We start from the raw sequence: 18,132 nt of genomic DNA on the forward strand, positions 1-18,132 counted from the left end.
TCTTTTTCATCATAAATATTTACTTAGCATCTTTTTAAAGTGATTTTTATCATAATTTACATATTGTGTAGCTATATTTCGCATTGGATCTCCCGCGTAAAATCTTTCGTATAATTCGTGTCTTGATCCTAATGGGCTTCCAATAATATCCCAGGCTAACTTAAATAATTTTGTGCGTTGTTCGGCATCTATATTTGTTCCTTTAAAGTGCTTTTTTAATAAATCAGCTATTGGACTCTGGAAATCAATCGAGCTTGAAGGAAGTTGAATGAAGCCACCTGCTCCAATTAATTGTAAAATTTCTATTGCGCGGGGATAATATTTAGAACCAAGATTCCTTGCAGTTTCGATATATTTAAAGTTTGGTAAATAAGTTTTTGTTTCATTTGTACTACCTTCAACTTCTGCAGCAATTAAAAGTGCGCGAATTGTTTCGATTTGCATAATTAATTCTCCAAGTTTTTCTTGAACATGCAAATAAGTGTGAGCTCCAATTGCTTCAGCAATTTCAAAAGCAATTGCAGTTATAAATTCTAGCTTTATTAGTAATCGTACTATAGCTTGATGATAAGCTAAACTACTAGAAGCTGTATCTGATTTTATAGCCCAAATTGCTTCTGGATTATTATAAAGTAAAACACGTTCCCAAGGGACAAATACATTATCAAAGATTAATAGTGCATCCATTTCATCATACTGTGAGCTAATAGGGGAATCAACTGTGCTTGAAGTTGTATTTGCATATGGCTCTCTACAAACCATATGTAATCCTGGAGAATTGGCTGCCACGATAAGAAAGTGAGCTAAATCTTTTTGAGCGTCAGTCAGTTTTGTTAATGGGTAGATTAATAAATCATTTGAATAAGGAGAAGCAGTTCCTATCATTTTCGCACCACTTAAATAAATTCCATCAGAAGTTTCCTTTGTAACTCTTAGCAACCCTAAGTCATTTGCATTTAACATTGATTCTGTTGAGCGATTTATTTGTGGATCACGTTGGACTACACTTAAAAACAAGTGATTATCCCTAGCTTTTTCGTAATAAGATGCGATTTTATCTGGAAACTGTGCATCGAACTTTTTATAAAAATCTCTTGATACGTACCAGCCAGTAAGTCTCGATCTTGCGTAATCAGATAGTCTACTCATTACACCGTCTGTAGCATAACTCCATGTTTCAAATGCAGTTCTTCTCATTAATAATTCATTATAGGAATTCGGAACTAAAAATGATTTATGAACAAAGTCTTTCGTTTTTGGGCTCACATATCCAATAGAATCTCTCTGTTTGGGATCATCAAATAACGAAAATAAATTAGAAATGGTACATAGTGTCCCCGCAAAATTGTTGTCTGTAGTTACATCTACTTTTTTTCCATAGAGCCAAACATTTCGACCATCTTGTAAGCTCTTTATATAGTGATCCTTTAAATTTTGCATATTGCCTCCTTTTAAAGACTACTCATATATTTGTACATCTTTTAATGGTGGTGAATATACGTGGAATGTTATTGCTGTTGAATCTGTAGCATTATACATTTTATGCACAGTATCTTTTTTTACGGTGAAAATATTTCCCTCTGTAAACTCTTCAATCCGTTCGCTATTTTTTTCGTACTTAATATTTTGTAGCGTACCATTGACTATTAATATACATCCTATAGATATTCCGTGATCATGAATAAGAGTCTTTGCTTTGCTAGGAAAATTTAATACTAAAATCTCCACAAATTCAGACTTATAGATAACATTTCTTCCGTATTCAAGGTTAATTGGTGAAGTAATAAAAGGAGATATTTTATGAAGTGTAATATTTAATGATTGAATAGCGGATATTAGATTGGCCATATCGTAGTCACATAAGTTATGAAACGCTTTTTTTATGTTATGAATCAATTGCATGTAAAACTTCCTCCTAAGCATGTACAGTAAAAGAAAAAGTAATCTAATATTATATAGAGCGTAGTGAATTACATAATATTGTATTGAAACATAAAAAAAAAGTGACTTCTTTTACTTAGGAAGATTATTTAATTTTAAAATTATGGTAATTAATTCCATTAATATGATATGCTTGAACTATATACTTTTTTATTGGAAAGGTGATGAAATAAATGGCAGTTCTTTTAGTGGAAAATTTATATCAAATGTCTATTGTTTTACTAATCTTATGTTCATTTTGTTTTTATAGATATTTAAAGAAAATAAAAAGGGAAAGAAAGCTTACAGGTTTTGAAATTACGATGTATATCGTGACGCAAATTGCGTATTTCATTTGGGCGGCAACAACTTTTCTTAAAATGTTATCAGAATAGTTAATTTATGGTTAATTGTTTATTAGGTGCTGGGCAGAAATGTACGGTAAATAAAGGAAAAGGATAAAGATAGGCTTATAGATTAGGTAAATAAATATAGTCGGTATCTAGATCGATTACAATATCACTTATAATGTCTTTACAAAAAGAGCGGGGAAGACATTCATAATTATGTCGAACACAAAACAGATCGATGGCACCACCGTTAGAAATCCCCTCATGTTTTACATTCAAATACATCCTTTTTAATTTCGTAATTGAAACGCATTGTCCAGCTACATACTCATTTATACCATATCCATCAAATTCAATTATCATATTATCACTGTTGGGTGCTAGCCAACGTTATAGCTTAAATTTTAGATGAATTTATTATACATTGTTTGAAATGTAGTGAGAATATATTTTTATAAAATGTGAGGGTTATAAATGGAACAAAATAAATTAGTTTTAGAAGGACCAAAACGTCTTAAGTGGGAAACGCGCGAAATTAAGTCTATACAGAATGATGAAATTATCGTTAAAACAATTGCAGGTGCAATAAGTATTGGAGCAGAGTTACCACAGTATAAAGAATCGGATGTTTCAGATACAAATCCTATTTATCCAAGAAAAACTGGATATGAAAGTTATGGTGAAGTGATTCAAGTTGGTAATAAAGTAACGAATTTAAACATAGGCGATAAAGTAGTTTCTTTTTATGGACATGAAACGATAGGAATAGTTAAGGGGGATAAAGTAATTCGAGTTCCTAGTTATATAAAACCTAAAGTGGCGTTATTATCTATTCTTTCGTGTGATGCTGCTAAAGGAGTATTAAAACTAAATATGCGACAGGATGAAAAAGTACTTATAACTGGAATGGGAGTTATTGGTTTACTCGCTTGTTATTTTTTAAAATACTATGTAGGTGTTAAGCATGTAGATGTTGTTGAACCTAATAAAAATAGAAGAGATTTTGCAAAGAATTTTGGTGCGAAAAACACATATGAATCAGAAGAACAAATAATAGAAACATATAATTACGGTTTCGAATGTTCTGCTACAAATATCGGATTTCATACATTACAAAAAGCACTTAACAGTAATAGTGAAATATGTATACTTTCTGATGGGAATTTAGAGGAACTAACATTAACCGCTGATTTTTATGAGAAAGAACTGCGGATCATTGGTTCAAGTGACGGATATAATTATCAACAACATGCAGATTGGTTTTTTAGTCAAATAGAACAAACACCATGGATAGAAGAGATTTTTCAACATGAAATACAATATACAGGACTCATTCAATGTTTTGAGGAATTAAGTCAAGGAATAATTACCCCTTTAAAAGTATTTGTCTCATATGAATAATGAACAAAATGACCAGGTACTTGTCACATAGCCCACATATGTTTAGACACTAATATGATAGCAGAGCGCGGAGTAACATGTACGGGGATTCTTTAATAGGTACAACGGGTTGTGAAAACAGAGAATGGTTTTTGCTCTTTCATTATGTACAAATAGTATATTATCTTTCTCAATGTACATATTAAGTAAAATGTTTCATATCATGTACATAAAAGGTGGGGTAATATGGATGAAAAAAAGGGAAATGAAGAATTGATTAAATTTAAGAAACAATGGTTTAATGAAGATAATCAACCAGTGGCTGGAATAGAGTTAGCTTTACCGCCTGATATAGGCAGCATGTTAGACTCCAAATCAGTTGATGATGAAAGTGAAGAAAGTAATAATGAATAAGTTTAATCTATATGCATCCATTCGGGTGCTTTTTCTTTTTTTGACAATGGAAGATGGACCATCAAATCCTTGTTGAAAAAAGGTTGATTAAAATAGGTTCTTTTTCAGTATATATAAGTTTGATTTTTACAAAAAAGTTTAATTAAAATACATTTAGAATGCTATATGAAATGGGAATGCTAGTAACATTCACCATTAAAGGATTGGGCTATTATGAATATGATTTTTGAAAGCATTATTTTAATTCTGACTGGGATTATTGCATTAAAAATGACAGGTAGTAAATCTGTTAGCCAAATGACAAGAGCTGAAATTATTATAGTAGTATCAATTGCACGTATTATTGTGGAGCCTGTATTAAGTAGGAAAGTAGGCCCATCTATATTTGCAGCTGTAATATTTGCAGGCGTCCTTCTTATCATTCATTTCTTTGAATTGAAATCAAAGAAGATGGAACAATTCCTAAATGGCAGTAGCATTATAGTAGTAGAAAATGGAGAGATTGTAAAAGAGAATTTGATGAAGGCGAAAATGTCGGAACAACAACTATATATGCAATTAAGAGAAAAAGGAATTCATGATCTGAAGAGCTTACAGCAAGTTACAGCTGAGCCGAATGGACGTATTGGTTATCAATTAATAGAGAAAGCTCAACCGCTAACTTTAGAAATGTTAGAAAAAGTAATAGATCAGCACAAAATAAAAAGATAATTTCTTATGTGAAATGCCAATATCTAATTGAATTATTGGCATTTTTTCTTTTTTTTAAATGTAAAAGTTAATATTTAGAATAGATATTCAGCCAATCTTTAAATTAGATATAGGCTTATTAATATGATATATTCAATGGACCTATAGTGACTGTGGTGAAAAAAGCAATAGGTCTTTCATGTGATATTAAACATGAGATAAAAATAAGGAGATAGAAACATAATGGAATTTTGGGAATCAAGTTTTATTGAGAAACAAACGATGTGGGGTTTTGAACCTACAGAATCTGCAATTTTGGCAAAAGATTTTTTTCTAGAAAAGAACGTTAAGGACATATTAGTTCCGGGTATTGGTTATGGAAGAAACGCGAAGGTATTTATCGAAAATAGTATAAATGTAACAGGTATTGAAATTTCGAAAACAGCGATCGATTTAGCAAGAGAAAACGGACTAGAAGATGTTAGTATTTATCACGGTTCGGTAAACGAAATGCCTTTTGATAATAAACTGTATGATGGGATCTTTAGTCATGCTCTTCTTCATTTGTTGAATGATCAGGAAAGAGAGGGATTTATTGAAAATTGTTATAATCAGTTAAAACCAGGTGCATATATGGTTTTTACAACTGTTTCTAAAAAAGCTCCAATGTACGGAAAAGGAAAACAGTTGGATAAAGATTATTATGAGATAATGGAAGGCGTAAAAATGTTCTTCTATGATTCTGAATCTATAAAAAAAGATTTTAATCAATATGGATTAGTACAAGTTTCGGAAATTGATGAACCAAATAAGAACATGGCAAATAAACCTTCAATCAACTTTTTAACGATAAAATGTAAGAAAGAACTATAACTAAAAGTTATTAAGAATGATTAAATATGTTTATATATTAATTATGCACAAATAAAGAGGACAAGCATATAATAGAAATACCTTTTAACTTTAAGTAACCTTAACTTTCGTTAATAGGGTATCTCAAAATCCCCAAAAGAGCACTTGCGGAAACAAGTGCTCTTTTATTTTTTGTTTATTTAAGATGAATAAATTTCGTTAAATCAATATGGGATTTTAAGCTATTATTTTATATAAAGTGGTAAAATAAATAGGGGGAATATTTAAGGGGGCGGGATATTTGAAACTAAAAGAGCTGGCGAATTTGTTATTGATTAAAGAAACTATTGGCAATATGGATGTAGAAATTACGGGGTTAGAAATGGATTCTAGAAAGATAACTGATGGAGATCTATTTATATGTGTATCAGGTATCGATGGTTTTCTTGAAGATCGACATCAATTTGTTGAAGATGCAGTGAAGAATGGTGCTGTAGCGCTAATTGTAGAAAGGGATGTAAATATTGAGATGCCTAAAATAATTGTTAAAGATGCTAGATATGCTATGGCAGTTATTGCGTCACACTTCTATGGTTATCCATCTAATAAAATGAAGCTAATTGGAATTACAGGTACAAATGGAAAAACAACTACTTCCTATTTACTTGAAAAAATTTTAAGTGATTATGGATATCACACGGGGCTCATGGGGAATAACGGAGTGAAAGTTGATTCAAAATGGTATCCTACTGATATTAATACGCAAGAACCTCCAACACTTCAACGGAATTTGCAAATGATGAAAAATCAAAATGCAGATTATTGTGTTATGGAAGTTACGTCACAAGGTTTACATATGGAAAGAGTGAAAGGGTGTAACTTTAAAATAGCTGTTTTTACAAATTTAACGCAAGATCATTTGGATTATCATGGAACATTTCATGAATATAAGCATGTAAAAGGTCTTCTTTTTTCAAGATTAGGAAATGATTTATCTACTACGGATAAAAAAATAGCTGTTTTGAATGCAGACGATCCATCGGTAGAATACTTTAAAAAAATTACTTCAGCTGAGGTTATCACATATGGAATACATAATAGAGCAGATGTTCAAGCGAAGAACATAACTTTAAGCCCAAAAGGAATTCGTTTTTTAGTTTCGTCCTTTAATGGAGAAATAGAGGTTAACCTTAATCTTGTAGGTCGTTTTAATGTTTATAATGCATTAGCAGCAATAACAGTTGCAATGGTTGAAGGTATTCCGCTTACAAACATTTGTGATAGCTTATCTAACTTAAAGAGTATTGAAGGTAGAATGGAAATCATAGATGAAAATCAAGATTTTCTTGTAATAGTGGACTATGCTCATACACCGGATGCGTTAGAAAATGTTCTCTCTACAATTAGCGAGTTTTCAAAAGGTAAAGTTATTACTGTTTTCGGTTGTGGTGGAGATAGAGACACAAAAAAACGATCTATAATGGGCGGAATTGCTGGAAGTTATAGTGATTTTGTTTTTATTACTTCTGATAATCCGCGTTCGGAAGATCCGCAGGCAATAATGAAAGATATTGAAAAAGGATTTTCGCAAAATAATAATTTGAATTATAAAGTAGAAGTAGATCGTGAACTTGCAATAACTCACGCAATAAACATGGCATCTTCTAATGATATCGTTTTGATTGCAGGGAAAGGGCATGAAACGTATCAAATTTTAAAAGATTCAACTATTCATTTTGATGATAAAGAAAAAGCTCGACAAGCAATTATTAACAAATGAATTTAATTAATAGCTTAATAGTATTTCTAATAAAAATAATGTTTTAGATAAAGCCAAAACTAATAACGAAGCAATTTTTTGAAGAATTGATCATTGAAAGGTAAGGGTGTTTCTCTAAATATATGAGGGGAAAACCTTACCTTTTATAGTTTTATTTCTGAAAAATAAATGTTATAGCATTTGTTTTTAATTGAATATGCCTTTCATCGCGAACAATATCATAGACTAATTCTTTTATTTCAACTTTAATTTCTTTCTATTCCTTATAAATACTTTTTAATAGATATATCATATCTTCAGTAGGAAGGTTAATTTCAATTAAAGCATCTAATTCTTCATTTGTATGTAAGTCAATTTCTTGTATGTTCGAGTTAATAATTAAACAATTAATACCGCCGTTTGTTGTACCTTTTTTCATAGAATGGAGCACGTGTTTTAAATCTTCTTCTGACTCAACATGCTCTAAACTGGATACTGCAACGATATAATCATAAGTATTAGGTTGAATGTAGTAGTTTTCAATTGCTGCTTGTTCTGTTTTAATATTATTAATTACACCATATTCTTTACTATAAGTTTGTAATTTTGTTAAAGCGGAATGAAGTAAATCCACACATGTAACAGCACCACTAGTATTTTGAATTTTTTGGGCAATTGGAATACTATTTCTTCCAACGCCAGAGCCGAGATCAAGTACTTGCAAGTTGTTTTTTTCTTCGAAATAATCCATCAAATCCATAACTGTTTTAACCGGTTTGTAAAGCCAAGAACCAGTTTCAAATAGTTTGTATTGTTCATAGCAAAGGTCATGATATTTCTTTTCTTCTTGTCTTATGTAATTGAGACGATTCATATTGTTTCAGCTCCAATATTATTATTGCGAAATGAATGGGTAGGACAACCTTTTATATTTGTTTGAATTCGAAAAATACCACCAGCATGTGGATATTCTTTTAATTCGTTATTTGTCATTCTTGTTCTGGCTGTTGTAACATATAGGTCTGTTAAATTAGGTCCTCCAAATGTACACGAGGTTACATATAGCGCTGGAATTGGGATGCTTAATATTCGTTCTCCAGTTGAAGGATTCCATCTAGTAATCTTTGAACCTCCCCAATGAGCAATCCATAAACAACCTTCCTTGTCAATTGTCATACCATCAGGTAGACCGTCATTTTCGGGGAAAATGATTACATCATTTGGATTACGAATTTCTCCAGTACAAATATTATAATGAAAACGAACTACTTTTTTAGTAGGTGTATCAATATAGTAAAGGTATGTATAATCAGGTGACCAAGCGATGCCATTTGATGTATTTACATGTGAAACTTTTTTCTCTACCTTGAAACTATTATTTAAACAATACAAGGAACCTGCAGCATTAATACCGTATGTATCTGTAGTACCTGCCCAAAAACGTCCTGCTGGATCGCATTTTCCATCGTTAAAACGATTATCAAATAAATGTGGTTCAGGGTCAAAAATATGTGTCAGTTTTTCTGTTTTTATATTAATAGAATAAAAGCCATTTTCCATAGCTAGGAGTAGTACGTCATCTAAATATGGAACAACACAGCCAATTTGTTGATTGAGAGCAATTACTCGGTTTGTATTAACGGTAGGGCTAAATATGCATAATTGTTTCTCCACAATATCAACCCAGTATAAAAGTTGCTTTTTTTCATCCCAACATGGTCCTTCAGCTAAACTTGCTTTCGCATCTAAAACTAATTCTATAGTACTGTCCAAGATGTTCACCTCGCTTTATAAGATATTTATATAATTCGATAAGAATAGAGGTAAACCTTTTAATCAGAAGATATTAAGATTTGTACTATGGAAAAGTGATTTTCTCGAGTGATTAAAAAATGTATAAACATGGAGAGGAAAATGCATATGATGTTTTATGAAATTGTTTGCTTTTCTTGTAAAAATATATTTCGTGTGTATGAAGGTAGTGAAAAATATAAGCGATTTAAAGAGAAACCAAAAGGGTTATATTGTTGTGATGAGTGTAGCCACAAAATTCAATTAGAAGCGATAAAGAATTTTTTTAGATAATTACACTGTTTTATTTCGGAAAAGTTTGACAATAAAACCATTTTAAATTATCATATGAAAAAACTAATATTTAAAATGGCATGGAAGAGAAGAGTAGTTAAGAAAGAATACATACAGAGAGCTCTGGTAGCTGAGAAAGAGCGGTATACATCTTAACGAAAAAAGACTTGGAGCTGCGCAAGGAACTAATTTATTTAGGGATGGTGCGACGGGTTCTCCCGTTATAGAGATAGGGTATAAGCTATTTTGCCGTACCTGAAGAGGTTAGTATGGCGACATATTAACAAACTGAGGTGGTACCGCGAAGCTAATAACTCTCGTCCTCAAGATGAATAATCTTGGGGGTGGGAGTTTTTTTATTGCAAAAAAATGAAAATGTGAGAACAAAAATATAATTGAGGTGAGTAGTATATGCATTGGGCGTATGAAGTAGCAAATGAATTAATTAGAAAACATCCAAACAAGGAAACTTTTGTTTGCGCATCTGGAATTAGTCCATCAGGTTCTATTCATATTGGAAACTTTAGTGAAATCGTAACGACTTATTTTGTTGTAAGGGCACTTCAAGATTTAGGGAAAAAGGCGCGTTTTATATTTTCATGGGATGATTACGACAGGTTTAGAAAAGTTCCTAAAAATATTGATCCATCTTTTATAAAGTATATCGGTATGCCATACTGTAATATACCAGATCCGTATGGATGTCATAATTCATATGCTGATCATTTTGAAAAAGAGTTTGAGGAATCTCTTCAAGCATTTGGAATTGAAGTAGAATTTATTTATCAACATGATGAATACAGGAGCGGAAGGTATAACAAAAGCATATTGGAGGCTTTATATAAAAGAAAAGAAATATATGATATTTTAATGAGTTTTAAAACAGGAGAATGTAGTGAAGAAGAGCGAGATGGCTTTTATCCGGTTACATTATATTGTGAGAAATGCGGGAAAGATGCCACAACGATTACGCATTTTGATGAAGGATTAAAAACAGTTCGGTATGAATGTGAATGTGGAAATCAAAATGAATTATCTATACTAAATACAAATAATATGAAATTGAATTGGAAAATCGATTGGCCGATGAGATGGATGATAGAGGATGTTGTTTTTGAACCAGGCGGAAGAGATCATTCATCAGAAACGGGTAGTTATAATGTATCAAAAGAAATTGCGAGAAAAATATTTAATCGTGAAGCGCCTCATTACGTTGCTTACGATTTCATTGGTATTAAAGGGAATCATGAAAAAATGTCTAGTTCTTCAGGGAATAGTATTACACCTAGCGAGTTGCTAAAAGTGTATTTGCCCGAAGTGATTCTATTTATGTTTGCAAAATATAGGCCAGACTCAGCGTTTCATATCGGTCTTGATGAAGATGTAATTCGCAATTATACAGAGTATGAACGATTAAAAGATAGTTATAAAAATAAAACGCTCAAAAATGAAGATTTATTTGATGCAATTAAACTTTCTAGAGTAGATAGCGGATTTAAAGAATATCCGAAATTTAATCAAGTAGCAGGAACGTTACCGCTATTAAATTTTGATTCATCTATTTTACAAGGTATATTAGACAAAATAGATAGGAATTATGCATTAGAGGATATGATAACGATAAGTAAACGTGCAGAGTATTGGGTTAGAAACTTTCAATCTGAAAAATTAATGGCGGTAAATCAAGAGAGAAATATAGAGTTTTACAACACATTAGATGAAAGACAGAAAGAATGGTTAGTAGAAGTCTGCAACATACTTCGTTCTAACAAAGATTACTCTAACTTAATGGAACAATTGTACGAGCTTTGTCATCATGAAAATAAAAAAATAATGAAAGAAAATCAAAAACAATTATTTATTATAATTTATAGGCTTATTATGAATCAGTCCAGTGGCCCTCGTATACCGTTATTAATACATGTTGTAGGTATCGAAAAATTTATCGAATTATTAGATTTCTAAAAAATAAAGGCAACGCAAGTACTCAGCTAAGTACTTGCGTTGCGAATTTTACTAACGTGAATACATTTTCGGACATTCATCACCACTAGGTTCATAAAAACAATGGCTTTTAAACTGTCCTACAAATGGCTGGTTATACCATTGGGGTGGACAAGATCCAACTGGACGGAAATACCAAAGAGCCCATCGTGCAGGCCAGCGCCATTCACCTTGTAAAACTTTTCGTGCGATTTCTTTTTCTGACTCACGAGCGCGTTGATAAAAATATCCGTATTGCACTGCTTCGAATCCACCAGGGCTTTGATATACAGCGTCACGTACGGTACGGAGTTGTTTAAAATCTAAGCAATCACAAAATACACGATTTACTACTACGCAGCCAACAAGTTGTTCACCTTGTCGACCTTCGCCTTCAGCTTCAGCACGCATTAAACGAGCTAGTAAATCAACATCGCTTTCGTTATATGGAATAAAGGGCATAGTGATACCAACTTTCTTTACCTGTTATAGTAAAGAGTGTATGTATGAAAATAAGCTAAGTGCTTTTCTATATGTAAATTCATTAATTATTAAAAGGAGCTTTTATGAAAAAAGCTAATTAGTAATTGTAGACTAATATAAAGAGGAGAGATAATATGCATCGAATTCAGAAAGACCATATCATTTACGCAATGTCACCAGAAAATCAACCATGTATGGAAGTAGAAATTGGGAGTCGCCTTATATTTGAAACATATGATTGCTTTGAAAATCAAATTAATTCTGAAGATGTTGTGTTTCAAGAATTAGATTGGAATCGGATTAATCCAGCGACTGGTCCAGTATATATTAATGGTGCAGAACCTGGTGATATATTAGTTGTTACGATTGAAAAGATAAAAATTGCAGAGCAAGGTGTTTTAACTACAGGGGTGAATCTTGGCGTAATGGGTGAAGAGCTACATGAAAATACAGTGAAAATCGTCTCAATACATAATGAACATGTTCTGTTTTCAAATGAACTACAAATCCCGATTAATCCAATGATCGGTGTAATTGGAACAGCGCCGAAAGAAGCGAGCATTTCATGTGGCACACCGCATGATCACGGCGGGAATATGGACTGTAAAGAGATAAAAGAAGGGGCAATATTATTATTACCTGTAAATGTTCCTGGTGCTCTATTAGCATTAGGTGATTTACACGCAGCGATGGGCGATGGTGAAATTGGGGTTAGTGGAGTAGAGGTTGCTGGTGAGGTAACCGTAACAGTCCAAATTATAAAAGGGAAAAAATGGCCACTACCAATGGCTATTCAAAAAGAAAAAGTAATGACGATTGCTTCAGAAAAATTGCTAGATGATGCAGCGAATCGTGCTGTACGTAATATGGTGACATTTTTACATGAAGAATTAGAAATGTCTAAAGCTGATGCAATACTTTTATTATCAGCTGCCGGCAATTTAAAAGTTTGTCAAGTGGTTGACCCGCTGAAGACTGCTCGAATGGAATTAGGGATGAATTATGTGGAGAAATTGGGGTTTACTATGAATGAATTCCATATTAAATAAGAAATGATAGAAGAAGGATGATTTTGTATAAAAGTATCTTTTTTGATTTACGGATTATATAAAAAAAGGTAGTATTTATTTTATATAATTGAATATAAGATTGTGGATCGAAAAAGGAGTAAACACATGGTTAAAATTATGATTGTAGAAGACGATATGAAAATTGCAGAACTATTATCAACATACGTTGCGAAATATGGGTATGAAGGAATTATTGTATCGGATTTTCATAATGTATTAAATATTTTTTTAGAAGAACAACCAGAGTTAGTTTTATTAGATATTAATTTACCGAGTTTTGATGGGTACTATTGGTGTCGTCAAATTCGTGGAGTTTCTACATGTCCGATATTATTTATTTCAGCTCGTGAAGGTACGATGGATCAAGTCATGGCGCTAGAAAACGGTGGCGATGATTTCATTTCAAAGCCATTCCATTACGAAGTTGTAATGGCTAAAATTCGAAGTCATTTAAGGCGTGCTTACGGAGATTATGCACCGAAAGTAGAAGAACGGATGGTTGAGCAACAGGGTCTTTGTTTATATCCTGAAAGGCTTGTATTGAAGCTTAAGAATCAAGAAATTGATATAACGAGAAATGAAGCTATTTTATTAGAAATGTTAATGAAAAATTATCCGCGTGTTGTGAGTAGAGAAGTGTTATTAAATAAATTATGGGATAGCGAATCCTATGTTGATGATAATACATTAAGTGTAAATACGACACGTGTTCGAAAAAAGTTAAAAACGTTACATATTGAGAATGCGATTGAAACAATTCGTAGTGTTGGATATAGATTGCATATTACTTGGGATACTGGTATGGAAAAATGATAAGGCTGTTTATACGTGATCATATACCACTTATTTGCTTTACAGCGATCCAACTACTAGCCATATTCCTCGTATATTGGTTTGATGGACATAACCGTATTGCGACGGCATTGTATGCAATGTTTTTAGGTGCCTTTTTTATGGTAGGCTATTTACTATTTCGTTACTATACACATCGTTCTTTTTATGAACGTTTAGCAAACCCGATGCAATCTTTAGATGAATCGGTTCAAAAATCTGATTTTGCAGCTATATCTGCTGCTCTTCAAGACTTGCTTGAGGTACAATATCGCCATTATCAAAATCAACTCCAGATACAAGAGAGAAAAAATAATGATCATTTAACTTTTATGAATCAGTGGATTCATCAAATGAAAACACCTTTATCTGTAATAGAATTAATTACACAGGATGAAGTGGAACCACGTTTTGAAAGTATAAATGAGGAAACAGATAGGCTGAAAAAGGGATTAGAGATGGCACTGTATGTCGCACGTTTAGAAGCATTTACACAAGATTTTTATGTGGAAAGAGTACAATTACATAAAATAGTGAATGATTCTGTGCATGAACATAAACGCTTCTTTATCCGAAATTTTGTATATCCAGAGCTTAAAATTGATAAGGACATTACAGTAGAAAGTGATGCGAAATGGTTACAATTTTTAATTGGACAAATACTATCAAATGCGATTAAATATTCATCTGGTAGTAGAGAGAAGATTAGAGTAAGAGCTTGTAAGGAAGGTAATAATGTTATACTTGAAATTGCCGATAATGGCGTAGGAATACCGAAGCAAGATTTACCAAGAGTGTTTAAACCTTTCTTTACAGGAGAAAATGGTAGAGATTTTAAAGAATCAACTGGAATGGGGCTATATCTCGTATATGAAATTACGAAGCAATTAGGACATAGTGTAGAAATCCATTCAGAAGTTGGTAAAGGTACGGTTGTACGAATTAAATTTTATAATGTATAAATAAGTGATCTAGGCTAAATAACTTTGGAAATAAGTTTTTTAGCCTTATTTTATCTCGTTTTAATGGGGGCGGATTGCTCATTAAAGTCCGATTGATGAGGGATAATAATTAGTGGGTGATAAAGAAAACCCCCACTGGTTAAAGTTTAACTTTATGGCGATTATATGGAATGGTAAAAGGTCATCTTAGTATACATAATGCCACGCTAATAAATACGATTGTTAAATTAGAAGTATTTAATAAAAGTTGATGAATAGTTTTTGTAAGAAAAAAGCTATCCCTTTGAAAGAGATAGCTTCATGAATCCAGCCTATGAATAAGTGTATCAACATTAATAAGTATAATGATCAAATTCTTGATATATTTTGTGGACTATAATAGCTTTTGTTTTTTCATGATACATTATTGTAATTAAGTAAACAAACTTAATAATTTATATCCAATTAACCCTAAAATAGTGATAGGAACCATCATTAAGAAAGAAGAAATTCGATTAGCATTAGAGCGTTCTAATACAAGAATCAAGATAATCCCGACTATGACTTCGGTATATCCAACAGGTAACATGTGATTATAGTCTTCAAAATTTAAAAGAATGTGAAGTCCATCCGTTACAAAAACTCCACCAATAAGTGCACTTCCTAATTTATGAAGTGGATTTGTAGTATCTTTCCATAGAAAACCTGCAATTCCAAAGATAGTTCCTCCAATGAATGCACATGTTATCCATACAGAAATAAAATAAATAGAATGAGATACATTTTTAAATATTATTGCATAACCATAGTAGCCTAGTACCATACCGAGTAGTGCAAGGATACCAGAAAGTATAGCTGTACGCTTAGAATAACTAAAGCTAGCCACAAAAAAGGATGGAACTAACCAAACGCTTCCTAGGTTAGCTAATGAATTCCAATGTCCCGGAAGTATACCTTGCCCCAATTTCGTTAGTATACCAACAAGTATCCCTACTATAATCGGGAGGATAAAAATCCTTATAAACATATTTAACTTTGTGATTTCTAATGTCCTGTCCATAAATTCAATCCTTACATTAATATTTTCTGTAAAGATATAATAGCTTATTACAAGGGAATAATCAATAAAAATTTATCGAAAAACAATAAGTGGTTATTGGATAACGAATAAGATTTTGTTTTTATATAAAATTTATTACTGGGGAAACCTAAAGGACGTATTACAATCAATGTAATTTGTGCTTATTCAACATGAAGTTAAGGAATGATAAATAAATCTAAAAGAAAGCAATCTTTTTAACAGCACATATAATTACATTTACTCATACAGTACTAGTATGGTACAATATGGTTATTAACGACGGAAAGGAATGATGGGTGGACGATGATTAACTAATCTTATTTTTAAATGTTGAAATTCAATACATTTCAATTTCTAAAAAATAGGATTAGTCTGCCCAATTTCCATACAACGGTATTGCTATTTATGTTGCGCAATAGCTTATTTGGGTATAAATATTTTAACGACTAATCCTGCCAAATTTATTTGGGAGGATTTTTTTATTCTCCCTTAATGAAAGGGATCGGTATTATGAAAGAACTATTAAAATTAAATGATGTTTATGTTGAAATAAAGGAAAATATGTTGTTAGAGAAAATGAATGTGACAGTAAAACAAGGGGATGTTATCGGATTAATTGGTAAAAATGGTGCCGGTAAATCAACGTTACTTCAATTAATAAATGGGAAGATTGAGCCTTCAAAAGGTACTGTTGAATGGATGCAAATGAACATGACAACAGCATATGTTGAACAAGAAAAAGAATCTTTTGTTAATAAGGATATAATTGCAAAAGAAGCAGAACTTCTTGCGAAATGGGGCGTGCCAACGAATGATTTTTTTACTTTAAGTGGTGGTGAAAAGCTAAAAGTTCGATTAGCAAAAGGATTTGCTGAAAATCCTAATGTCTTAATATTAGACGAACCGACAAATCATCTAGATGAGATGAGTACGGAATTTCTTATTAAACAAATAAAAAATATGAAAGGTACAGTTATCGTCGTATCGCATGATCGATATTTTTTAGATGTTGTCGCGACTAGAATATGGTCAATTGAGGATAAAAAATTAATTGATCATAGCGGGAATTATACGAGTTATATGAAAGCACGTGAGCATAAAAGAATGACGCAGCAGCGTGAATATGAAAAACAACAAAAGAAGATAGAACAAGTAGAAACTCATATAAAAGAATTAAGCTCATGGTCACAAAAGGCACATGCGCAGTCCACAAAACAAGAAGGTGTGAAAGAGTTTTATCGTGTAAAGGCGAAGCGAATGGATGCGCAAGTAAAATCGAAACGAAAACGTCTTGAAAAAGAGCTTGAGAAAACGAAAGTTGAACGTGTGAAAGAAGATTATTCGGTTGAATTTTCTATTCAAGCGAATAAAAAAGTAGGGAAACGTTTTTTAGAAGTAAAACAATTACGGAAAGAATTTAATAATCGGCTATTATTTGAAAACGTTAATTTTACAATTCAGCACGGTGAGAAGATTGCGATTGTTGGCCCAAACGGTAGCGGGAAAACAACATTACTAAAGATGATTATGGGAGCGGAAACTGCTCAAGGCGAAATATGGATTTCACCATCAGCAAACATCGGTTATTTAACACAAGAAGTATTTGATTTACCACTTGATAAAACACCAGAAGATTTATTTTATAAAGAGACATTTGAAGAAAGAGGAAAAGTCCAAAATTTAATGAAACATTTAGGATTTGAATCTTCTCAATGGACAGAGCCGATACGATATATGAGTATGGGAGAACGAGTAAAATGTAAGCTAATGGCTTATATTTTAGATGAAAAAGATGTACTTATTTTAGATGAACCAACGAATCATCTGGATTTGCCTTCACGTGAACAGCTCGAAAATACATTAGCTGAGTATAACGGAACACTCGTTATTGTTTCTCATGATCGATATTTTCTGGAGAAAACAACAAACACAAAACTTGTGTTTGTAAACAATACGATACAAAAGCAACTTGAAGAACCTACGAAAACAAGAGATGAAATTGAAGAGCTACGTTTAACGTTAGAAACAGAAAGACAAGAAGTATTAGGGAAATTAAGCTTTTTAACTTCTAAAGACAAAGAATATAAAGCACTGGATGAACGATTTAAGGAACTTACGAAGCAGATTAAGGAACTTTAATGTAAGTAAGGGGGATTAACATGGGAGAAGAGAGTTTGACTAAGTTATTTAGAATAGATTGTGGAGATCTATACCTACAAGAGTTTACGGTCAATGATGCAGAGAGTATTTATCAAATACATTTCAATTAAAGGCGTAAGTTAAAAATATAACT

At 32.1% G+C, this 18,132-nt stretch carries 18 protein-coding genes, 2 pseudogenes and 1 other annotated feature; of the genes and pseudogenes, 13 read left to right on the top strand and 7 right to left on the bottom strand.

Annotation, left to right across the window (positions count from 1 at the left end; genetic code table 11):
* Positions 1-9: 9 nt before the first annotated feature.
* Entirely contained in the window at positions 10-1,440 is a 1,431-nt protein-coding gene (locus RTP99_RS05765; protein ID WP_001180370.1) for a 4-hydroxyphenylacetate 3-hydroxylase family protein, read from the bottom strand.
* Between the two features lie 18 nt (positions 1,441-1,458).
* Positions 1,459-1,902, bottom strand: coding sequence for a cysteine dioxygenase (locus RTP99_RS05770; protein ID WP_001175996.1), 444 nt, complete (start codon positions 1,900-1,902; stop codon positions 1,459-1,461).
* A 212-nt stretch (positions 1,903-2,114) separates the two neighbouring features.
* On the opposite strand from RTP99_RS05770, the gene RTP99_RS05775 reads away from it, so the two are divergent.
* Positions 2,115-2,315, top strand: a complete 201-nt coding sequence (locus tag RTP99_RS05775; protein ID WP_000279696.1) for a hypothetical protein — start codon at positions 2,115-2,117, stop codon at positions 2,313-2,315.
* Between the two features lie 75 nt (positions 2,316-2,390).
* Here the strand turns inward: RTP99_RS05775 and RTP99_RS05780 are convergent, their stop codons facing one another.
* Complete coding sequence (locus RTP99_RS05780) at positions 2,391-2,633, bottom strand: hypothetical protein (protein WP_041184669.1); 243 nt, start codon at positions 2,631-2,633, stop codon at positions 2,391-2,393.
* A gap of 111 nt (positions 2,634-2,744) precedes the next feature.
* On the opposite strand from RTP99_RS05780, the gene RTP99_RS05785 reads away from it, so the two are divergent.
* The 5 genes from RTP99_RS05785 (at position 2,745) to RTP99_RS05805 (ending at position 7,386) form a co-directional block, all read left to right on the top strand.
* Positions 2,745-3,671 (top strand): alcohol dehydrogenase catalytic domain-containing protein, encoded by a 927-nt coding sequence (locus tag RTP99_RS05785; protein ID WP_046647100.1) that lies wholly within the window; start codon positions 2,745-2,747, stop codon positions 3,669-3,671.
* Between the two features lie 225 nt (positions 3,672-3,896).
* A complete protein-coding gene (locus RTP99_RS05790; protein WP_000343606.1) occupies positions 3,897-4,064 on the top strand; it encodes a hypothetical protein in 168 nt (55 codons plus the stop codon).
* A 213-nt stretch (positions 4,065-4,277) separates the two neighbouring features.
* A complete protein-coding gene (locus tag RTP99_RS05795; protein WP_001055959.1) occupies positions 4,278-4,775 on the top strand; it encodes a DUF421 domain-containing protein in 498 nt (165 codons plus the stop codon).
* A gap of 222 nt (positions 4,776-4,997) precedes the next feature.
* A complete protein-coding gene (locus RTP99_RS05800; RefSeq protein ID WP_000397586.1) occupies positions 4,998-5,627 on the top strand; it encodes a class I SAM-dependent methyltransferase in 630 nt (209 codons plus the stop codon).
* Between the two features lie 280 nt (positions 5,628-5,907).
* Positions 5,908-7,386, top strand: coding sequence for a UDP-N-acetylmuramoyl-L-alanyl-D-glutamate--2,6-diaminopimelate ligase (locus tag RTP99_RS05805; RefSeq protein ID WP_000768117.1), 1,479 nt, complete (start codon positions 5,908-5,910; stop codon positions 7,384-7,386).
* Positions 7,387-7,537: 151 nt separating this feature from the next.
* On the opposite strand, the pseudogene RTP99_RS05810 reads toward RTP99_RS05805, so the two are convergent.
* A pseudogene (locus RTP99_RS05810) lies at positions 7,538-8,239 on the bottom strand (class I SAM-dependent methyltransferase).
* Complete coding sequence (locus RTP99_RS05815) at positions 8,236-9,138, bottom strand: SMP-30/gluconolactonase/LRE family protein (RefSeq protein WP_000378533.1); 903 nt, start codon at positions 9,136-9,138, stop codon at positions 8,236-8,238. Before RTP99_RS05815 ends, RTP99_RS05810 begins: the two are co-directional and overlap by 4 nt.
* A gap of 141 nt (positions 9,139-9,279) precedes the next feature.
* On the opposite strand from RTP99_RS05815, the gene RTP99_RS05820 reads away from it, so the two are divergent.
* Together RTP99_RS05820 and lysS are read left to right on the top strand one after the other, a co-directional pair.
* Positions 9,280-9,450 carry a DUF2197 domain-containing protein gene (locus RTP99_RS05820; protein WP_000551043.1) on the top strand — a complete coding sequence of 57 codons (171 nt, stop codon included), beginning with the start codon at positions 9,280-9,282 and terminating at the stop codon, positions 9,448-9,450.
* Between the two features lie 72 nt (positions 9,451-9,522).
* Positions 9,523-9,778, top strand: a binding site (T-box leader).
* Positions 9,779-9,861: 83 nt separating this feature from the next.
* Positions 9,862-11,415, top strand: coding sequence for a lysine--tRNA ligase (lysS, locus tag RTP99_RS05825; RefSeq protein WP_046647107.1), 1,554 nt, complete (start codon positions 9,862-9,864; stop codon positions 11,413-11,415).
* Between the two features lie 51 nt (positions 11,416-11,466).
* On the opposite strand, the gene RTP99_RS05830 is transcribed toward lysS, so the two are convergent.
* Positions 11,467-11,895, bottom strand: coding sequence for a cell wall hydrolase (locus tag RTP99_RS05830; protein WP_046647109.1), 429 nt, complete (start codon positions 11,893-11,895; stop codon positions 11,467-11,469).
* A gap of 155 nt (positions 11,896-12,050) precedes the next feature.
* On the opposite strand from RTP99_RS05830, the gene RTP99_RS05835 reads away from it, so the two are divergent.
* The 3 genes from RTP99_RS05835 (at position 12,051) to RTP99_RS05845 (ending at position 14,779) form a co-directional block, all read left to right on the top strand.
* Positions 12,051-12,965, top strand: a complete 915-nt coding sequence (locus tag RTP99_RS05835; protein WP_000554779.1) for an acetamidase/formamidase family protein — start codon at positions 12,051-12,053, stop codon at positions 12,963-12,965.
* 126 nt (positions 12,966-13,091) lie between these two features.
* Positions 13,092-13,799 (top strand): response regulator transcription factor, encoded by a 708-nt coding sequence (locus RTP99_RS05840; protein WP_000239001.1) that lies wholly within the window; start codon positions 13,092-13,094, stop codon positions 13,797-13,799.
* Entirely contained in the window at positions 13,796-14,779 is a 984-nt protein-coding gene (locus tag RTP99_RS05845; RefSeq protein WP_046647112.1) for a sensor histidine kinase, read from the top strand. Before RTP99_RS05840 ends, RTP99_RS05845 begins: the two co-directional genes overlap by 4 nt.
* 412 nt (positions 14,780-15,191) lie before the next feature.
* Here RTP99_RS05845 and RTP99_RS05850 read toward each other — a convergent pair whose 3' ends face one another.
* Positions 15,192-15,818: a DUF6518 family protein gene (locus RTP99_RS05850; protein WP_000376246.1), complete on the bottom strand. Its 627-nt coding sequence runs from the start codon at positions 15,816-15,818 to the stop codon at positions 15,192-15,194.
* A 531-nt stretch (positions 15,819-16,349) separates the two neighbouring features.
* On the opposite strand from RTP99_RS05850, the gene abc-f reads away from it, so the two are divergent.
* Positions 16,350-17,978 carry a ribosomal protection-like ABC-F family protein gene (gene abc-f, locus RTP99_RS05855; protein WP_011040367.1) on the top strand — a complete coding sequence of 543 codons (1,629 nt, stop codon included), beginning with the start codon at positions 16,350-16,352 and terminating at the stop codon, positions 17,976-17,978.
* A gap of 20 nt (positions 17,979-17,998) precedes the next feature.
* Positions 17,999-18,097: pseudogene (locus tag RTP99_RS05860) on the top strand (acetyltransferase); the annotation flags it as partial.
* Between the last annotated feature and the right edge of the window lie 35 nt (positions 18,098-18,132).

Source organism: Bacillus sp. (in: firmicutes), from assembly GCF_031983925.1.
Taxonomy (GTDB): domain Bacteria; phylum Bacillota; class Bacilli; order Bacillales; family Bacillaceae_G; genus Bacillus_A; species Bacillus_A pacificus.

What these genes read in the sequence shown, in the direction of transcription:
- RTP99_RS05785 (WP_046647100.1), top strand. Translation starts at nt 2,745, where the DNA reads ATGGAACAAAATAAATTAGTTTTAGAAGGACCAAAACGTCTTAAGTGG.
- RTP99_RS05830 (WP_046647109.1), bottom strand. Translation starts at nt 11,895, where the DNA reads ATGCCCTTTATTCCATATAACGAAAGCGATGTTGATTTACTAGCTCGT.
- RTP99_RS05775 (WP_000279696.1), top strand. Translation starts at nt 2,115, where the DNA reads ATGGCAGTTCTTTTAGTGGAAAATTTATATCAAATGTCTATTGTTTTA.
- RTP99_RS05770 (WP_001175996.1), bottom strand. Translation starts at nt 1,902, where the DNA reads ATGCAATTGATTCATAACATAAAAAAAGCGTTTCATAACTTATGTGAC.
- RTP99_RS05780 (WP_041184669.1), bottom strand. Translation starts at nt 2,633, where the DNA reads ATGATAATTGAATTTGATGGATATGGTATAAATGAGTATGTAGCTGGA.
- RTP99_RS05845 (WP_046647112.1), top strand. Translation starts at nt 13,796, where the DNA reads ATGATAAGGCTGTTTATACGTGATCATATACCACTTATTTGCTTTACA.
- RTP99_RS05820 (WP_000551043.1), top strand. Translation starts at nt 9,280, where the DNA reads ATGCATATGATGTTTTATGAAATTGTTTGCTTTTCTTGTAAAAATATA.
- RTP99_RS05795 (WP_001055959.1), top strand. Translation starts at nt 4,278, where the DNA reads ATGAATATGATTTTTGAAAGCATTATTTTAATTCTGACTGGGATTATT.
- RTP99_RS05835 (WP_000554779.1), top strand. Translation starts at nt 12,051, where the DNA reads ATGCATCGAATTCAGAAAGACCATATCATTTACGCAATGTCACCAGAA.
- lysS (WP_046647107.1), top strand. Translation starts at nt 9,862, where the DNA reads ATGCATTGGGCGTATGAAGTAGCAAATGAATTAATTAGAAAACATCCA.
- abc-f (WP_011040367.1), top strand. Translation starts at nt 16,350, where the DNA reads ATGAAAGAACTATTAAAATTAAATGATGTTTATGTTGAAATAAAGGAA.
- RTP99_RS05840 (WP_000239001.1), top strand. Translation starts at nt 13,092, where the DNA reads ATGGTTAAAATTATGATTGTAGAAGACGATATGAAAATTGCAGAACTA.
- RTP99_RS05765 (WP_001180370.1), bottom strand. Translation starts at nt 1,440, where the DNA reads ATGCAAAATTTAAAGGATCACTATATAAAGAGCTTACAAGATGGTCGA.
- RTP99_RS05800 (WP_000397586.1), top strand. Translation starts at nt 4,998, where the DNA reads ATGGAATTTTGGGAATCAAGTTTTATTGAGAAACAAACGATGTGGGGT.
- RTP99_RS05850 (WP_000376246.1), bottom strand. Translation starts at nt 15,818, where the DNA reads ATGGACAGGACATTAGAAATCACAAAGTTAAATATGTTTATAAGGATT.
- RTP99_RS05790 (WP_000343606.1), top strand. Translation starts at nt 3,897, where the DNA reads ATGGATGAAAAAAAGGGAAATGAAGAATTGATTAAATTTAAGAAACAA.